This is a genomic window from Rossellomorea arthrocnemi, from assembly GCF_904424705.1.
Taxonomy (GTDB): Bacteria; Bacillota; Bacilli; order Bacillales; family Bacillaceae_B; genus Rossellomorea; species Rossellomorea arthrocnemi.
Window position 1 is genome coordinate 468,623 of the sequence record NZ_CAJGBF010000002.1, and the last position, 17,582, is coordinate 486,204.

A 17,582-nucleotide genomic window follows, 5' to 3' on the forward strand; every position below is an offset into this window, starting at 1 on the left:
TTAAACTAATGACAAGAGTTTTTTACAAGACTCATATATTCAGACAATTCCCAATAAAGGCAGGTTATATAATGAATTATTTTGATTATGCTGCTACAACCCCAGTAGACCCGGAGAGTTTACACGTCTTTCGGACCGTAAGTGAAGAGTTCTGGGGCAATCCGAGCAGCCTTCACGATATTGGAGGGAAAGCACAACAACTCCTTACAAAGTGCAGAGAAAAATTGGCTGCCATGCTTGGTGTCCCTTCTAAAGGCATCTACTTCACCTCAGGAGGAACGGAAGGGAACCATTTGGCTCTCTTTACACTTGCCTTAAGCAGACAGACAAAAGGAAAACACATTATCATCGGAGGTGCCGAGCATTCTTCCCTGCATTCCTCTGCCGATTTCCTTCAACTGCTGGGCTTTACAGTTACGAAAATCACTTTGAATTCTCAAGGGCAAATCGATCTTCAAATGTTAAAAGAATCCCTTTCCGAACAAACGACCGTCGTGAGCATCGGACACGTCAATGGAGAAATTGGATCGATCCAGCCACTTCATTCCATTAAGAATCTACTGAGCAACCGTGATATCCTGCTTCACAGTGATATGGTTCAATCCTTTGGGAAAACAGACATTAAGGAATACACTACCGTGGTCGACAGCTTCACCCTTTCATCTCATAAAATCTACGGTCCCAAAGGGGTCGGAGCTCTTTATATCAACCCGGCACTCGATATTAATCCGATGATACCGGGACAGACTCATGAAGATGGATTCAGGGGGGGAACGGTGAATCTTCCCGGAATAGCAGGATTTGTAACAGCTGCCGATCGTTGTCAACAATCCTTTGCACCAACCCATTATATGGACCTGAGAGCACATTTTTTATCACAATTGGAAGTACATCTGCCCGGTCAATACACCATTTATCAAGGTCCGGAGGATGCACAACTGCCACATGTCATTGGTCTTGGTATTCACGGACTGGAGGGGCAATGGCTCATGCTTGAATGCAACAGGCAGGGAATCAGCATCTCCACCGGCAGTGCTTGCAGTGCAGGGTTACAGGGCATGTCTAAAACACTTGCAAGTATGGGAGTCAATCAAAGGGCAGGGAAGGAATTTATCCGGATTTCGTTTGGAAGGGATACACGGGAAGAACAGGCCGGGGCTTTGGCTAATACCTTGCACAACATACATTCCGCTCATATATATCCTTAACTTGAATAGCAGGTTGTGGTATGATTTCCTATATCAATTGGGGACGGAGGAGATACCTTTGACAGGAAAAAAAATCCTTGGGGATGAAAGAAGAAAGTGGATCCTCGATAAACTAATGACGGAACTTGCCCCGATCACAGGGGGAGAGCTCGCCAAGCAGACCAATGTCAGCAGGCAGGTGATCGTAAGTGATATCACCCTTCTGAAAGCGAAAGGGGAACCCATCATTGCGACGAGTCAGGGCTACTTGTATATGCCTGCCTCGAATCAGGATATGATGGTTGAACGGACGGTTGCTTGCCAGCATACACCTGATCGGTCAGAAGAAGAACTCTTCTTACTTGTCGATCACGGCGTGACCGTTAAAGATGTAAAGATCGAACACGGTGTTTACGGCGATCTAACGGCTTCGATCATGGTTTCAAACCGTAAAGAGGTAGAACAATTCATGCACAAAATCGAAGAGACTGGCGCTTCCTTTCTATCCGAGCTAACAGATGGTGTTCATTTACATACATTAATGGCCCAAACGGAACAGACCCTTGATAAGGCAGAAAAAGCCCTCGAAGATGCGGGATTCCTTATCCAATCTTTTAACTGAAAAGCCCCTCCAAGCACCTAAAAGGAAAGGCAGATTCCACGATTGGAATCTGCCTTTTTCATTTTCAATTATCCAAAAAATAAGAAGAATACGTTCCAATCATTTTCACCTTGCATCCGAGGGCTTCCATTTCACTGATCGCTCCCGGAAGAAGGACGTCATCCATTTCGTGAGCCACATCAATCAGGAAGAAATAATCTCCTAACCCAGTTTTCAGCGGCCTTGATTCAATTTTACTCAAATTCAGTTGTCTCCAGGCAAAGGTGGATAATACCTGGTGGAGTGCCCCCGAGCGATCTTTTGGAAGAGTGACCATCAAAGTCGTCTTCTCCATCCTTTTTTCCTGGGTTAGGGACAATGGATCGGCGGATTTATGCAAGACGATGAATCTAGTATGATTATAGGCAAAATCATGTATGTTTTCATGTAGGATATTCAATCCGTATCTTTCAGCTGCCAGTTCGTTTCCTATTGCCCCCAGGAACATGTCAGGATTCTCACTCACGAATTTAGCCGCTGCAGCCGTACTCGTCGTCTGTTCCAGTGGTACCCCACGAAACTGTTTATGTAAAAACTTATGACACTGGGCCAACGCGTGGGAATGGGAAAGGACTTTCCCGATTGATTCTTTATTGTCACTCCAAGCAGGATGTACCATTAAGTGCTGCTGAATTGCGGACGTCAATTCAGCTACAATCGCTAAATTGGCTTCATGAAATAAATAATCCACCGTAATATGTACTGAGCCTTCCAGGGCATTCTCTAAAGGTACAACGGCATAATCTACTTCATTCTCTATCACCGCTTCGATGCAATCGGGAATCGTCACATATGAAACGGTATCTTCTTCCGGGAAAGCCCGCTTGACGGCTAAATCTGTAAAGGAAGCCTCGGGTCCTAAATATGCAATCTTCACTCTGATCTTCCTCTCGTTCATATGAAATTTATTGAACATTCTAACACGGATATGATCAAAGGGGAAGATTTTTCTGATAAAAAAAGAAGCATCAGGCTCCAGAACCTAATACTTCTACTTTCTCCACAAATTCTAAACGACGGAGCTTTGAGAGTAAATCTTCCAATCCAATCGTGAGGTCTGTCACATTTATGGAGAGTGTGACATTTGCTCTTCCCTGTAACGGTATCGTCTGGTGGATCGTCAATATATTGCAGCCATGCTTAGCTGTTTCACTTAATAAATGAGACAAGGTCCCTGACCGGTCCTCCAAATGAAAGAACAGCGTGATGATTCGTTCCTTCACCACGGTGTGGAAAGGAAACACTGTATCCCGGTATTTATAAAAGGCACTTCGGCTTAAATCCACCCGATGAACCGCTTCCCAGACCGAATCCGCTTTACCTCTCTCGATCAATTCTTTTGCATCCAGGGTTTTCTTCATCGCTTCCGGCAGTACGTCTTCACGTACTAAATAAAACTTGCCTTCTTGAAATTTTTTCCCCAATGACTTTTCCTCCAATTGTCTAGCTGAAGAGGTCAGGCAAAACGCCACGCCTGAAAACCGCTTTCACTTTCTATTGTAGAACAGGTGGCAGCCGATATCAGCCGCCACCTGCTTTTTCGTCTGAATAGATACAGGATGAAACTTAATCTACAAATTCAAATTCATATTTCAACAAGCGGATCGTGTCACCGTTTTCGGCTCCTCGTTCACGAAGGGCTTCATCCACACCGTAAGAGCGAAGCTGTCTCGCAAAACGTCTTGTCGAATCTTCCCGGGAGAAGTCCGTCATCTTGAACAATCTCTCAATTTTCGCACCGCTCACCACGAATGTACCATCAGGATCACGCGTGATTTCGAATTCTCTTTCTTCCTCTTCATGCTTGTAAAGAACACGGTGAATACCTGTCTCTTCTTCTTCATGGATCGGGAATTCAGAAGTTGTTTCCACTTTATCCGCCACGGCATACAATAACTCAGCTAGACCTTGTCTGGTTACCGCCGAGATTGGGAAGACAGGATAATCTTCCTGCATCTTCTCTTTGAAGATCTTCAGATTCTCTTCTGCATCCGGCATGTCCATCTTATTCGCTACAATGATTTGTGGCCTTTCCGTTAAACGGAGATTGTACTGCTTAAGCTCTTCATTAATCGTCAGATAATCCTCGTACGGATCTCTTCCTTCCATGCCGCTCATATCGATCACATGAACAATAACACGAGTCCGTTCAATATGGCGCAGGAATTGGTGACCAAGTCCAACACCTTCATGGGCTCCTTCAATTAACCCCGGCAGGTCGGCCATGACAAAGCTTCTTCCATCCCCTGTTTCCACCATTCCAAGATTCGGAACAATGGTTGTGAAATGGTAGGAAGCAATCTTCGGCTTGGCTGCTGAAACAACGGAAAGCAATGTGGATTTCCCAACACTCGGGAATCCTACCAAACCAACATCAGCCAGTAGTTTTAATTCCATGACGATATATCGCTCTTGACCCGGCTCCCCTTTTTCCGATAGCTCAGGTGCTGGATTGGCTGGTGTTGCAAATCGGGAATTCCCCCGTCCTCCACGCCCGCCTTTTGTAATCACGGCACGTTGACCATGTTGTACCAGGTCTGCAATCGTTTCACCCGTATCATCATCTTTCACAACTGTCCCGGGTGGAACCTTTACAACCATATCCTCAGCATTGCGTCCATGCTGATTCTTACTCATTCCATGCTCACCACGAGGTGCTTTGAAATGACGTTGATAGCGGAAATCCATCAAGGTTCTTAACCCTTCGTCCACTTCGAAAATAACGTCAGCTCCGTGGCCGCCATCTCCTCCGGCGGGACCACCTTTCGGTACATATTTCTCACGACGGAAGGCGACCATACCGTTTCCGCCGTCACCGCCCTTTGTATAAACCTTGACCTGATCTATAAACATACTTTCACTCCTAACTTATCCGTGCAATCGCCTTATCGGGCAACTACATGAATGACAAGAACCTCTTCTTGAAGTTGTTCTATTTCTATATTTTCTCCGTTTGATCTTTGATTCTTAATCCAGTCTTTTACCACGCATGTACTCTTTAGTATACCTGTGAAATCAAATATAAAACGGGAATGTTCTTTTGTAATGTCCAGTAAGATGGATAATTGATTTTCTACATTGTTCATTACATTTGATTCAAGGAATTCCAGAAACTCCTTGCACCAGTCGTAAAGTCTCCGATCTTCAAGCCCGTGTGCCGACTCCGATTGAAGTACTTCAAAATCCAGCTTAATCAAATGTCTTGACCAATTATAGGTTAGGATCCATTCTGCCAATAGCGGAAGCCTTAAGTTCGATAACTTCGACTCATTTTGTGCGACAAGGACCATTTCCTCGATCACCTGCTTTGCCCGCTCCACACGGTCAAGATCCAGATTCCCTTTAATTAATTGCAAGTCGTTCATCCAGTCGTGGCGAGCATGCCTTAACGCCTCGACTACACCCCAATTTTTGCTCATAATCTAACTCCTATACTTTAAGTGCTACATGTAAGTATATCAAAGATGGGAGTGATGCGTATATTGTTTCTGTAAAATTGGTGTGGTGGAGGAAAAACGGTTGGGAGGATGGATATTCTATGGAATTAAAAATAAATCCTTTGTTTTGAAAATAAAGGGGCAAAGTTGAAAATAAATCGCTTTGAACAACTGCTTTTCCTTCAATTACTCCTTATTTCTAAAATTATCTCCAATTCAGTAAAACCAACCCAAAATTCTATATAAATCCCGCCTAAAGACTCATCAAAATCCGAACCGACACACATACCCCTGATAAAAATAAAACTCTAACCGAAAGTCGGTTAGAGTTTTCGTTAAAGATATGCGATTAAGCTTCATTCGCAACTGGGTATACGCTCACTTTTTTCTTGTCACGACCCATGCGTTCGAAACGAACAACACCGTCGGTTTTAGCGAAAAGTGTATCGTCGCCGCCACGGCCGACGTTTAGGCCTGGATAAATTTTCGTACCGCGTTGACGGTAAAGAATTGATCCACCAGTAACCATTTGACCGTCTGCACGCTTAGCACCAAGGCGCTTTGAGATAGAGTCACGACCATTCTTAGTCGAACCTACTCCTTTTTTGGACGCAAAAAACTGAAGGTCTAATCTTAACATCTGTTCCACCTCCTACTTTTTGAAGGTTATTTTAATAAAATCACTATAGTCTCTTTCAATCGTTTGGAGGCTGATAAGCATGCTGTTTAAAAGCAGCTGTATCTTGCTCTCTGTTTCTTCCGGAAGATCATCAGGAATGACGCAGCGCAGGAATCCACCATCAGAGGATTGCTCGATGGCCGGTTCTACACCGGTTAAGGCCATGATGGCATTTATACTGCCGAATGAAACAGCAGAAGCACCTGCACAAACAATGTCTTGCCCATTTTCGGCAAAATCAGCATGTCCATCCATGGAGAAAGAACGAATTCTTTTCATGGGGGAACGCTCTACGTAAACGTTAATCATGTCATCACGCCTTACGCGTTGATTTCGTCAATGACAACTTTAGTGTAAGGTTGACGGTGACCTTGCTTACGACGGTAGTTCTTTTTCGCTTTGTATTTGAATACTACAAGCTTTTTCGCGCGGCCTTGTTTTTCAACTTTCGCTGTTACAGTAGCTCCATCCACTAAAGGACTTCCTACTTTCACATCGTCACCACCAACGAATAGAACTTTGTCAAAAGTTACCGTATCGCCTTGCTCAGCGTTTAGCTTTTCGATGTAGATTGCTTGACCAGCTTCTACACGGATTTGCTTACCACCTGTTTCGATAATTGCGTACATAATCGCACCTCCTTATAAACTCAGACTCGCCAATGACAGGTGTTGGATCGCTCCACACTTTTGTACCTGTAATGAGCGGTTGTAGCACGGGTGCTACAATCAATAACATTAGAATCCTATCATATAATTCAATGTACTGTCAATAACATTCAAGAAATTCATATAATCTTCGTTACCCGGTAATAAGGATGATTGTGGATGACTTCCTGTATAATGATCTTTTTATTTAATACGTTTTGGAGCCTATGAAGATGAATGCTCTGTTTCCCTGCAAACACATCCGCGACTTCCCGTGTGGCTTCCACTTCAATTCGAGAACCGTCGATTCCTTCAGATTCCCACAGCTCCCGTTCAAGTTGAAAGGCCATCGTTTCCGGACTCATTTCTTTCCCGGTACCATGACATACCGAGCACGGTCGTGTCAAGGATGCTGCGAGGGGCTGACGGGTCCTCTTACGTGTTATTTCCAGGATTCCAAGATTTGTGAACCCAACGATCGTTGTGCGCTGTCTATCAGAGACAAGTGCTTCAGCAAGTACATCCGTCACTTCCAGGCGCTGGCTCTCCTCCTTCATATCAATGAAATCGATCAGGATCATCCCGCTTAGGTTTCGGATGGTCAGCTGTTTCGCCATTTCCTTTGCCGCAAGTTTATTCGTCTGCAGGATAGTTTGTTCCAAATTGTAAATTCCTGTGAATTTGCCGGAATTGACATCCACAACCGTCATGGCTTCTGTTGATTCGATAACAAGAAACGCCCCGTTCGAAAGCCACACAATATTTTTTAATGCATCTTCCCATGCAGAAAAAACGTGATAATATTTAAAAATATTCTCGTAACCTTGATAAAGCTCGAAATCCCACTTTTCTCTGATTCCCGTTCCGCACATTCCTTCCACCTGAAGAAGGCTGTCATAATCATCAAAGACTATTCTCCCTCCCTCACCTTTTTTCAGATATTCATGGAGCTCTTCATAAAAGGTTTCCTGGCGGGATAAGAGGGACGGACACTTTGCCCTCAGGGAAACTTTCTCTAGACGTTCATAAAGGGAACGCAAGTGGGTCAGCTCCTCCTGTAACACGTCTTCCTTCACACCTGCCGCGTTGGTCCGCATCACGATGCCTTCTTCCGGACCTTTCCAATCATTCCCTAATCGTCTTAATACTCTTCGATTCTCATCATCCACTTTTTTGGATACCGCGACATAGGACCCTTTCGGCATATACACCATATGTTCGCCTTTCACTTCAATGACTGCCGTCAGCCTGGCACCCTTCGTCCCCATCTCATCCTTCATGACCTGAACGATGATTTTTTGCCCTTCATGGACACAATTTCCAATCGGCTTTGGATCGCTCCCCTCATGATAGGCTTTTACATTTTGCGGAAAATCCTTTTCGTGGAGATAGCCATTCTTCCCTTGCCCGAAATCAATAAAGGCCGCACCTAGCCCCTTTTGGACCTTGACGACTCTTCCTAAGTAAAGATTGCCCGTTAAGCTTTCCTCTTCAGGCGGGTATGTATATAAACCGATGATTTCATTATGTGAACGGTGTACCCACCGTTTTTCCCTGCTTTTACCGTGTACAATCATTTCTTCCAAACCGGAACCCTCATTTCTATAATGGATGCCTCAACCAATAGAAAAAAGGGTTGGATTCAACCCTTTTTTCACAGTATGTCCTTACTTTATACAGTTCGTCTCCATTCGTCAATAAAGGTAAAGAAGATCTTTCGTTTTCGCCGATGTCATCTTTTCTGCAAAGAAAGCATGGAGAAGCTCATTCTCATCGAGCTTGCCCACTTCGACTCCTTTTTCAAATACCACGAGGGGATGTTTCACCCCCCGCTGAAACCGTTCCACTACCGTAATAATGGAATCTTCGCTTTCGATTGGTAAAGGACGTAATTGAACAAATTGATGACTCTTCCCATAATATCTCTCTAATAAAAACTTCATAAACGCATACCGCCTCTGCTTCCAGTCCACCCAAAGGGAGAAATAGAGGAAAGAAAGAACGATCCACAAATTCAGGTGGAGGGGAGCGGTTACGAGTACAATCAGATGGAACAGCAATAATAATCCAAACGAAAAGAGGAGCGTGTATTCATACGCTCTCAAATAATTAAATTTCGTGGCAAGCAGGAGAGAAATCATCTTCCCTCCGTCCAGTGGCCAGATCGGTAGGAGGTTAAACAATAACACCATCATATTCAACTGAAAAAAAAGTGAAAAAGAAGCCTGACTGATCACTCCCATCTCCATGAGGCCCCACCCCAGCGCAGTAAGCCAAATGTGCTGTAGCGGACCAGCCGCAACGACCCAGAACTCTTCTTTTAACGAACGGTTACCGTGCTCATCCATCTCAGCAACCCCTCCAAACGGTAACAAAGCGATCTTCTTCACCCTCCAGGAAAAGGACTGCGCCATTAATCCATGCCCCAATTCATGGATGGTGATGATGAAGAGAAGCAGGACCAGTTCAAAAAAATGGGCCGTCAAAATAGCAATCCCGATCACAAGCCATAGCAAAGGATGTACGTAAAACTTCTTCAATAGTGAAATGATATTAGTCAAATGACATCACCTGTATCGGGTCGATGAATTCACCACCCATTTTAATTGCGAAATAAAACTCTCCTGAAGCATCGTCTTGACTGCTGGAGGAAACCTTTCCAACAAGAGAACCTTTTTCTATTGATTCATACTGCTTTACATCGACGGACTCCAAATTACCGTACCAGGATTCTGATTGATCTGCGTGTTGAATGACCACAGTATTTCCAAGCTCTTCCTTTTTCCCTGCAAAAATGATCAAACCTCCCTTCATAGCTGTCACATCCTCTCCAAGAACCGTCTGAAGCATGATGCCCTGACCGTTTGTCTTGAAATTTTCAACGACTTTCCCGGAAGCTGGCCGCGCATATTCAGCCCCTTGTGCGGAAGTGGATTCTTTGTCCGCATTACTTGCAGGCAATAAGGCAAGTGGTTTACCGAACTGATCTTCATACCAGGTGGAAATGGCGGCGAATTGGAACTCCGTATCCATCGTTTTCATGACAACGGACTTGGCATCATTGAATACCGGAGAAGGACTTTTGAACATGATGGCCGTCACCAATACCATGATCCCGGCACCAAGAACCTTCAGCATAAAGGTTTCTTTCTTAAAAAGAGGATGACCCCCTTCCGGCGGTGGCCCGCCTTCAAAGCTTGTCTGGCGCTCCAATCCATAGCGCTCCTCATCCGTCGGCAGGAAGTAAGAAGGATGCTCAGCGGGCCCGGAACTCCCCATTTTTTTTCGTTTTGCTATTCGTTTACGTATTTCATCCGCTCGATTCCCCATGTACACCATTCCTTTTTATAAGGTATTGTTTTATAACCAATCATTGATTCTCTTCACTCTGCAAGAGGGGCTGGGTCTATTCCTGAAGGTGGGCAAGTGGGTGTCAGATCCATACCTGGATTCCATTACACATGTTTTGCTACAATGTATGACTTGTCCCGGGAGAATATTCATGGAGTACATAAAAAAGTCCCGGCAAAACGCATCATGCGTCCTACCGGGACCGGGGTAATCTTTAGGCTTTCACACCGAATAACTTTTTAATTTTCATAAAGACTCCTGTTCTTTCTTCTTCCAAGGATTGAAGCGGGACCGATTCACCCAGGATCCGTCTCGCAATATTCCGGTAAGAAATGGAAGCTTTACTTGTCGAATCAAGAGCGATTGGTTCACCTTTATTGGATGATCTAATCACATTTTCGTCGTCGGCCACGATTCCAAGAAGATCGATGGAAAGATGTGTTGTGATTTCATCCACATCCAGCATTTCACCGTTCTTCATCATATGGTTCCGGATACGGTTAATCACGAGCTTTGGTGGCTCGATATTCTCCTTCTCCAGTAAACCGATGATCCGGTCCGCGTCCCGTACAGCCGAAATTTCAGGAGTGGTCACGACAATTGCGCGATCTGCACCTGCTACGGCATTCTTGTATCCCTGTTCAATTCCTGCAGGACAGTCAATAATGATATAATCATAGTCTTGCTTTAAATCTAGTACCAGCTTTTTCATTTGTTCAGGATTTACAGCGGATTTATCACTGGTCTGTGCAGCCGGCAGTAAAAAAAGTTTGTCTTCGAAACGCTTGTCCTTCACCAGGGCTTGATGGATTTTACATCTTCCCTCTACCACGTCCACTAGATCATAAATGATCCGGTTTTCGAGTCCCATCACCACGTCCAGGTTTCTGAGGCCGATATCCGTATCAATCAAACAAACCTTTTTGCCTTGTAGAGCTAATGCTGTACCAACATTGGCAGAAGTAGTCGTCTTTCCCACTCCACCTTTACCTGAAGTAACAACTATGGCTTCACCCACATTAGCTTCCTCCTTTAAAACTAGTAATATTTGGTCTAAGATGCTTCAAAACTTGTAATCGGTCGACAACAATCTGTCCACTTTCATCCACATACGCACATTCCATTTCCCGGTCATCCTCTTCCTCCACCCGATCAGGTGCACGGTTCAGGGAATCTGCAATCCGGAGCTGGGATGGAACCATTTTCGATGCCACGATGACAGACTCCTGATTTCCTTTGCAGCCGGCATGAGCAATCCCCTTTAATGAACCCAATATGTAAATATTACCTCCAGCGAGGACCTTCCCCCCGGGATTGACATCTCCCACAATGAGGATGTCGCCGGATACATCCACGACCTGTCCCGAACGGATCACCCCTGTAAGGGTTTCGATATTTCGTTCATCTATGAGTTTCTCTGCATCATTCTTTGTAATCACATTACTCCATACTTCATTTACAACTAAATTGCGTTTTTGTCTTACAATATCCATTAACTCTTCTACTTGATCTTCTGCTAGATAACGATTACCTGTTTGAATATTGACCGTTAAGAGGGGAGTACCTTCTGTTTCCCGGTATTGGGCAGACAGCTTATCGTCCAGCTCCTTCTTTAACTCGTGAAACGAGCATTGATCGTTGAGATGAAGAGTCAGTCCTTCTTTTGTTCCTTTTATCATCACATTTGGCTTCTTATTCATGTCGCAATTTTTCACCTCAGTCGTCTATAAATTCGACATAAGCAGTGTCATTTCCTCTTTTTATGAAAAAATGACTAATTGAATTTATTCATCCAACCACTCTTTCCGTTTCGTCAGAAGGTAGTTTCTAAATGGAAATGCAAGAATGAAATAAAACAGGACATTCAGGACCAACGTCGGCCACAAACGCCAATCCACAAATTGCATGAACGTCAAATCTGTTCTTTTGATAATCAGATTGATCTGGTAGACCAGGAACTCTAAAACAGAAATATTCACAAGGGAAATGATCCCTAAAACAAAGAGGTTATTATGTAACACTTTCATCATCTGGTGTGATAAAAAGATGACAAACGGGAATAACACGAGGTAAATCCCGTTGATTTCAGTGTAATAAATATCAAATAAGAAGCCAAAGATGAATCCGTAAATAAGCGCGGTGCGGTATTGATAAAACGCACAAATAAAGAACAGCACTATAATCAGGAAATGTGGAACGATGATTTTCTGATCAAACCATTCTTCACTGGGAAAGAGATGTACAAATAAGCTTTCACTGTAGAAGAAAAGCACGGTCATGAAAGGAAGAAGGAACCTGCTGATCATTGCCCTTCCTCCTCAACCGCGTCTTTTTCCGTTACGCCTTGTATATCACGATCAATGACCATGACATGCTCCAAATGATAGAAATCTGCGGCAGGCTTCACGTATGCCGTTTGTGTCAATCCATATTGATCCGGCTTGACTTCCTTCACTTCCCCAATGACCAATCCTTTAGGAAACACTCCGCCGAGTCCTGAGGTCATTACTTTAGATCCTTTTTCAACCTTCATATCGTTGGAAATCCGCTTCACTAAAATTTCTTCTTTCTTGCTGTCGTACCCTTCAATCCAGCCATTTATATCCTGTTCTTTGCTTTGGATAACAGTGGAAATCCGGTTTTTGGTATTATTGGTCGAAATTAATTCGACCGTAGATGAAAATTCATTGACACTTTTAATCTTTCCGATCAATCCCGCTGAAGAGATCACGGCCATATCAGATTGGATCCCGTTCACTTCACCCTTATCGATGGTAATGAGTTCCTGCCACTGTTCGGGATTTCTTGCAATGACAGTTGCCTGAACCGTATTATAAGCACGAAGATTTTCCTTTTTATCCAGGACCGCCCGTAATTCATCGTTATCCTGTTTCAGGTCTTTCACCTTTGTTTCAAGCTTGATTAACTCATCCAAACGCGTTTTCAGCTTTTCGTTTTCCGTATATGTATTTTGAAGATCTTGAATATTATCAACAACTCCGGCTACATAGTTGACAGGTTTTGAAACCAAAGACTGTCCGAATCCTACCATATCTTTCACAAACTGCTCAGGCCAGCTGATACTATCCCGGTCACGCAATGAAAATCCGATTAATCCCACTAGGACAATGACACTGACGAGCAGAATGATCAAACGTTTATTCAGGAAGAATTGTGGCATGATGTACACCTCAACCTTTTCTCATTCTAGTAAATACTATATCAAAAATCGTTTATTTTTGATATCATTCGTCAAAATATTCATGGTTCTTCGAAAAAAGATGGGGCCGGCCTTAAGGCTGCACTTGCATCCATAAGGAAACGCCCCCTATTGCTATCGATTATTATTTTCCTCTTGTTTTGAATAGGTGAATGTGGTCAAGGGCTTTCCCAGTCCCGATTGCCACGCAATCCAGTGGTTCTTCTGCGATAAGCACAGGCATCTTCGTTTCATCACTGATCACTTTGTCCAAGTTGCGAAGAAGCGCTCCGCCTCCTGTCAGCACAATCCCTCTATCCATAATGTCTGCTGCGAGTTCCGGAGGTGTCTTCTCAAGCGTACTCTTAACGGCATCGACAATCGTGTATACGGTGTCATGAAGGGCAGATGCAATTTCAACAGCCGTTACTTCAATCGTTTTCGGCAGTCCTGTCAGAAGGTCGCGTCCGCGGATCTCCATTGATTCAATACCTTCAGAGTCCCCTGCAGATCCTACTTCCATCTTAATCGTTTCTGCTGTACGGTCCCCTATCATCAGGTTATACGTTTTCCGGATATAGTTAATGATGGCATCGTCCATTTCATCTCCTGCAACGCGGATTGACTGACTAGTCACGATTCCGCCTAAAGAGATGATGGCAACTTCCGTCGTTCCTCCACCAATATCCACAACCATACTTCCTGTCGGCTCCCATACTGGAAGATTTGCTCCGATTGCTGCTGCGAAAGGCTCCTCGATGGTATAGGCATCACGGGCACCTGCTTGCCTTGTAGCATCGATAACCGCTCTTTCTTCCACCCCGGTAATGCCTGAAGGTACACAAACCATGACATAAGGCTTTCGTGAAAACGCTCCCTTGTTTCGAGTCGCCTGTTTTATGTAATACTTCATCATCGTGGCGGTGGTTTCATAGTCAGCGATGACTCCATCTTTCATAGGACGGAGAGCTACGACATTTCCCGGTGTTCTTCCGATCATATTCTTCGCATCATTTCCGACTGCAACGATCTGCTTATTATCTGTTTGAAGTGCCACAACAGATGGTTCGCGAACGACAATCCCCTTGCCTTTCACGTACACCAATGTGTTAGCAGTTCCTAAATCAATCCCTAAATCTTTCGTTCCAAACATGGATGGTATCTCCCTTTCTGATACAAATTGGCTGGTTTTTTAATAAGGTTTATGTGTTTTCATAGGAGAGTTGTCCAATCACTCTCTATCTTCGTAATTTTCGTCACAATAATGGTTCGTTCACGCATAACGAAAAGACTCATTCCCTTGTAGAATGACTCTCTTATTTCAGTAAGCTCACGTTATATTGAATCACGATATTGTTTGTAAAAATCATAAACTTTATTATATCGCATCCAGGATAAAAATCATAGTGTCATAAATACCCTTTTTCCTTTAAACTGATAAACTTCTTCTCCCCTATTATAAGGTGATCGAGTATATCAATACCAATGATTCGACCACATTCCACTAATCTTTTTGTCACTTCTATGTCTTCCCTGCTCGGAGTCGGATCTCCCGATGGATGGTTATGGATGCAAATGATGGATGCGGCGGAGCGGCGAAAGGCTTCTTTAAAAACTTCCCTTGGGTGTACTATGGAGGCATTGAGGCTTCCGATAAAGATGGTTTGCTTGTGGAGAACTTGATTCTTGGTGTTGAGGTATAAACAGACAAAATGCTCCTGGGACAAAAACCTCATATCATTCATGACATAGTTGGCCCCGTCTTCAGGGGAACGAATCGAGTATCTGTCATCAAAGGCGAGATTGCTGATGCGCCGGCCCAATTCCACGGCAGCCATGATCTGGACAGCCTTGGCAAGACCGATGCCTTTCGTTTTTGTGATCTCTTCAAGGGAAGCATCCTTCAATAGATTCAATCCATCAAATTGATTTAAGAGCCGGTTGGATAATTGAAGAACTGATTCGGACTTTGTTCCCGTACGGAGTAAAATAGCGAGCAGTTCCTGATTGGATAAACTTGCTGCTCCGCTTTGGATCATTCTTTCCCTCGGTCTCTCATCCTGTGGAAAATCCCTGATCATCAGTCTGTTTTCTTCCTGTTGGTGCATTGTTTTTACCATAGGTTCCTCCTATTCTTACGTGAAGGAGTCATTCTGATTGAAGGTAACCCATTTCGATTAAAACACGATTCACACGTGAGATCGGCAGTCCGACGACGGAAAAATAATCGCCCTTGATTTCTTTGACGAATTTCGCCCCAATTCCCTGGATCCCATATGACCCGGCTTTATCAAAGGGTTCTTCAGATGCAATATACTCATCGATTTCTTTAGAGGTCAACTCCCAAAACGTAACATCCGTTTTTTCATAAAAGAGTTTCTCATCCTCACCATGCAGGATCGCAACACCTGTAAATACCTCATGGTCTGAACCGGAGAGCATCCTGAGCATGTCTTTCGCATCTTCTTTGGACCCTGGCTTTCCAAGGATCTTTCCGTTCATTGTCACGATAGTGTCTGAACCGATCACAAAGTGAGCGGGATATTGATTCGATATTTCTTTGGCTTTTTTCCTGGCGAGGTACATTACAACTTCATATGGCATTAAATCAGACGAAAAGGTTTCATCCACACTGGAGCCCATTACGGTAAAAGAGAGTTGAATTTGTTGCAGAAGTTCTTTTCTACGGGGAGATTGTGAAGCGAGTATGAGGTTGGACACACCATACCAATCCTTTCAGAATAGAAATTGGGAGATACAAAAATATTCTACCAAATCCCCTCATAGTAAACAAGTAATAATAGAGCTGCCCTCGGAACGCGACCAGGGAAGAACCCGGCGTTACGAAGGCAGCTCTCAACAAATTATTTCCTAGAAAATAGTCAAAATCAGTCGAAATTATAATCCGCTATAAAATTGAAGATAAGATAATAACTCCCCTTGTATTTTTTGTGCATCCTCCGGGTTTTTCATCTGAGCCGCCATATCCCCAGCTTCTACCAATGAGGTTTTCATAGAGGAAATAGACTCCTGACCAACCTTGATCCCTTCCAATTCCTTTAATCCGGATTGGATAGTTTTGATTGTTGCATCATCCGGAGAGCCTCCGACCATTCCTCTGCTGCTTACCTGGGCGATTGCACTGTAGAGGGCATTCCCTTTTTCAAGGAAAGTTTTTTCTTCTTTTGAGGCGTTGATCCCCTTTGATCCAAGAACAAAATCCTTTGCATACACCTCCACTCCTTTATCCTTGAAGGATGCTCCAAGGGTTTTGGCCGTTTCCAGATCTCCCGAAACTCCGATAAATAAAAAGAATTGCCCGTCTTTCTCCACGCTCGCATTAGAGAAACCTTTTTCTGTCAAACTATCCTTCATGGCATTCAGTTGTTCCTTGGTCGAATACACGCCACCCTGAACGATTGAGATGGAGAAATCCTTTAATTCAACGGCTGAAACAGACTGCTGACCATCCGTTTTCCCTGTCGCTGTGCTATCCTGCAACGTAGCCGCCGGTGCAGCAGGACCGTCCGTTGTCGTGATCACCTTAAGGGTCCCGAAACCAAGAACCGCCCCTACGACAATTGCCCCTATTAAAGACATGATCAGATTAACAGAATTCTGAAAAGGATTTTTAAAAGACTTTTTCTTCTTGTTACTTCCCGTTACATAGTTGATCTTTTTATATTCCTGTGGAGGCTTTGCTTCTTCTTCGTCTGGAAGGATCCAGTCAAACCCATCATCCTTTGCTTCTTCACCGGCAGCTGCCTCCGACTCCCCCAACTTCCAATCATATACAAGAAGATCTTCGTCGAACTTTGTTTTTTCCCCATTGATTTTAATAGAAATCGTTTTGTCTTTGTCGTTTCGTTTATCCATCATCGCCACCCTCCTTCATCTATTTTTTTCCATGCTATCACATCCCATAAAAAAAAGAACAAGACTTTTGTCGTCTTGTCCTAATAGGTTTTCGTCAAATTTCTCAGTTTTTCTTCAGAGATTGAATTGATAGAGTTGAAAAGGGTATCTCTGCTTTCTCACCACTATCATTTGTACAAAGATTGTACTCATCTCCCAATAAACAGATCGACAGCACCTTTTCCCCTTCTGCAAGTACATAGGAGGTATCTTCCGGAGCCATGACTGTTTTGGAGTGTGGGTCCAAGATGGGCTCTATCAGTTGAGCTTCCAGCAATTCTTTATACGTAATCTTATTCGTACCCTTTTCCTGAAGCATGGCATCCTTCGCATAATATTGCGCTGAACTTTTCATGGTAAGGGCGTTGGCAACAAACGCTTGTTTCCTCGATTTTTCAATAATATTGTTTATCGCCAAGACGGCGATGACAGCTATAATTCCGAGTATGACAACCACAGCCAGTAATTCTACAAGCGTGTAGCCTCTTTCATTTTCAGTCATCATT

General features: G+C 43.8%; 21 protein-coding genes and 1 other annotated feature. Of the genes, 2 read left to right on the top strand and 19 right to left on the bottom strand.

The window, feature by feature from the left end:
• Nucleotides 1-71: 71 nt before the first annotated feature.
• A complete protein-coding gene (locus BAA9072_RS05340) occupies nucleotides 72-1,208 on the top strand; it encodes an IscS subfamily cysteine desulfurase (RefSeq protein WP_201713624.1) in 1,137 nt (378 codons plus the stop codon).
• A 58-nt stretch (nucleotides 1,209-1,266) separates the two neighbouring features.
• Nucleotides 1,267-1,809: a transcription repressor NadR gene (locus BAA9072_RS05345; RefSeq protein ID WP_201713625.1), complete on the top strand. Its 543-nt coding sequence runs from the start codon at nucleotides 1,267-1,269 to the stop codon at nucleotides 1,807-1,809.
• Between the two features lie 64 nt (nucleotides 1,810-1,873).
• Here the strand turns inward: BAA9072_RS05345 and pheA are convergent, their stop codons facing one another.
• The 19 genes from pheA to BAA9072_RS05440 all read right to left on the bottom strand — a co-directional run bounded on the left by pheA (nucleotide 1,874) and on the right by BAA9072_RS05440 (nucleotide 17,581).
• Entirely contained in the window at nucleotides 1,874-2,746 is an 873-nt protein-coding gene (gene pheA, locus BAA9072_RS05350; RefSeq protein ID WP_201713718.1) for a prephenate dehydratase, read from the bottom strand.
• Nucleotides 2,747-2,816: 70 nt separating this feature from the next.
• The gene (locus BAA9072_RS05355; RefSeq protein ID WP_201713626.1) at nucleotides 2,817-3,272 is read right to left on the bottom strand and encodes an ACT domain-containing protein; all 456 of its coding nucleotides are present in this window, start codon (nucleotides 3,270-3,272) and stop codon (nucleotides 2,817-2,819) included.
• Between the two features lie 142 nt (nucleotides 3,273-3,414).
• The gene (gene obgE / locus BAA9072_RS05360) at nucleotides 3,415-4,701 is read right to left on the bottom strand and encodes a GTPase ObgE (protein WP_201713627.1); all 1,287 of its coding nucleotides are present in this window, start codon (nucleotides 4,699-4,701) and stop codon (nucleotides 3,415-3,417) included.
• A 32-nt stretch (nucleotides 4,702-4,733) separates the two neighbouring features.
• Entirely contained in the window at nucleotides 4,734-5,267 is a 534-nt protein-coding gene (locus BAA9072_RS05365) for a Spo0B C-terminal domain-containing protein (protein ID WP_201713628.1), read from the bottom strand.
• Nucleotides 5,268-5,634: 367 nt separating this feature from the next.
• A complete protein-coding gene (gene rpmA, locus BAA9072_RS05370; RefSeq protein ID WP_044339518.1) occupies nucleotides 5,635-5,925 on the bottom strand; it encodes a 50S ribosomal protein L27 in 291 nt (96 codons plus the stop codon).
• A 12-nt stretch (nucleotides 5,926-5,937) separates the two neighbouring features.
• Nucleotides 5,938-6,273 carry a ribosomal-processing cysteine protease Prp gene (locus tag BAA9072_RS05375; RefSeq protein ID WP_201713629.1) on the bottom strand — a complete coding sequence of 112 codons (336 nt, stop codon included), beginning with the start codon at nucleotides 6,271-6,273 and terminating at the stop codon, nucleotides 5,938-5,940.
• An 11-nt stretch (nucleotides 6,274-6,284) separates the two neighbouring features.
• The gene (rplU, locus tag BAA9072_RS05380; RefSeq protein ID WP_034757222.1) at nucleotides 6,285-6,593 is read right to left on the bottom strand and encodes a 50S ribosomal protein L21; all 309 of its coding nucleotides are present in this window, start codon (nucleotides 6,591-6,593) and stop codon (nucleotides 6,285-6,287) included.
• A 12-nt stretch (nucleotides 6,594-6,605) separates the two neighbouring features.
• Nucleotides 6,606-6,684: a sequence feature (ribosomal protein L21 leader region), on the bottom strand.
• A gap of 67 nt (nucleotides 6,685-6,751) precedes the next feature.
• Complete coding sequence (locus tag BAA9072_RS05385) at nucleotides 6,752-8,188, bottom strand: Rne/Rng family ribonuclease (RefSeq protein ID WP_230980773.1); 1,437 nt, start codon at nucleotides 8,186-8,188, stop codon at nucleotides 6,752-6,754.
• A gap of 117 nt (nucleotides 8,189-8,305) precedes the next feature.
• A complete protein-coding gene (locus BAA9072_RS05390) occupies nucleotides 8,306-9,172 on the bottom strand; it encodes a M50 family metallopeptidase (RefSeq protein ID WP_201713631.1) in 867 nt (288 codons plus the stop codon).
• Nucleotides 9,165-9,941 (bottom strand): M23 family metallopeptidase, encoded by a 777-nt coding sequence (locus tag BAA9072_RS05395; protein WP_201713632.1) that lies wholly within the window; start codon nucleotides 9,939-9,941, stop codon nucleotides 9,165-9,167. Before BAA9072_RS05395 ends, BAA9072_RS05390 begins: the two co-directional genes overlap by 8 nt.
• Nucleotides 9,942-10,176: 235 nt before the next feature.
• A complete protein-coding gene (minD, locus tag BAA9072_RS05400) occupies nucleotides 10,177-10,980 on the bottom strand; it encodes a septum site-determining protein MinD (RefSeq protein ID WP_201713633.1) in 804 nt (267 codons plus the stop codon).
• 1 nt (nucleotide 10,981) lies between these two features.
• Nucleotides 10,982-11,662: a septum site-determining protein MinC gene (gene minC / locus BAA9072_RS05405; protein WP_201713634.1), complete on the bottom strand. Its 681-nt coding sequence runs from the start codon at nucleotides 11,660-11,662 to the stop codon at nucleotides 10,982-10,984.
• Nucleotides 11,663-11,746: 84 nt separating this feature from the next.
• Complete coding sequence (mreD, locus tag BAA9072_RS05410; protein WP_201713635.1) at nucleotides 11,747-12,268, bottom strand: rod shape-determining protein MreD; 522 nt, start codon at nucleotides 12,266-12,268, stop codon at nucleotides 11,747-11,749.
• Nucleotides 12,265-13,143 carry a rod shape-determining protein MreC gene (mreC, locus tag BAA9072_RS05415; RefSeq protein ID WP_201713636.1) on the bottom strand — a complete coding sequence of 293 codons (879 nt, stop codon included), beginning with the start codon at nucleotides 13,141-13,143 and terminating at the stop codon, nucleotides 12,265-12,267. Before mreC ends, mreD begins: the two co-directional genes overlap by 4 nt.
• A gap of 163 nt (nucleotides 13,144-13,306) precedes the next feature.
• Nucleotides 13,307-14,314, bottom strand: a complete 1,008-nt coding sequence (locus BAA9072_RS05420) for a rod shape-determining protein (RefSeq protein ID WP_201713637.1) — start codon at nucleotides 14,312-14,314, stop codon at nucleotides 13,307-13,309.
• Nucleotides 14,315-14,570: 256 nt separating this feature from the next.
• Nucleotides 14,571-15,281, bottom strand: coding sequence for a RadC family protein (radC, locus tag BAA9072_RS05425; protein ID WP_330999267.1), 711 nt, complete (start codon nucleotides 15,279-15,281; stop codon nucleotides 14,571-14,573).
• Nucleotides 15,282-15,309: 28 nt separating this feature from the next.
• Nucleotides 15,310-15,882, bottom strand: coding sequence for a Maf family protein (locus tag BAA9072_RS05430; RefSeq protein WP_201713638.1), 573 nt, complete (start codon nucleotides 15,880-15,882; stop codon nucleotides 15,310-15,312).
• Nucleotides 15,883-16,059: 177 nt separating this feature from the next.
• Entirely contained in the window at nucleotides 16,060-17,040 is a 981-nt protein-coding gene (locus BAA9072_RS05435) for a hypothetical protein (RefSeq protein WP_201713639.1), read from the bottom strand.
• A 100-nt stretch (nucleotides 17,041-17,140) separates the two neighbouring features.
• Nucleotides 17,141-17,581 carry a type II secretion system protein gene (locus BAA9072_RS05440; protein WP_201713640.1) on the bottom strand — a complete coding sequence of 147 codons (441 nt, stop codon included), beginning with the start codon at nucleotides 17,579-17,581 and terminating at the stop codon, nucleotides 17,141-17,143.
• Between the last annotated feature and the right edge of the window lies 1 nt (nucleotide 17,582).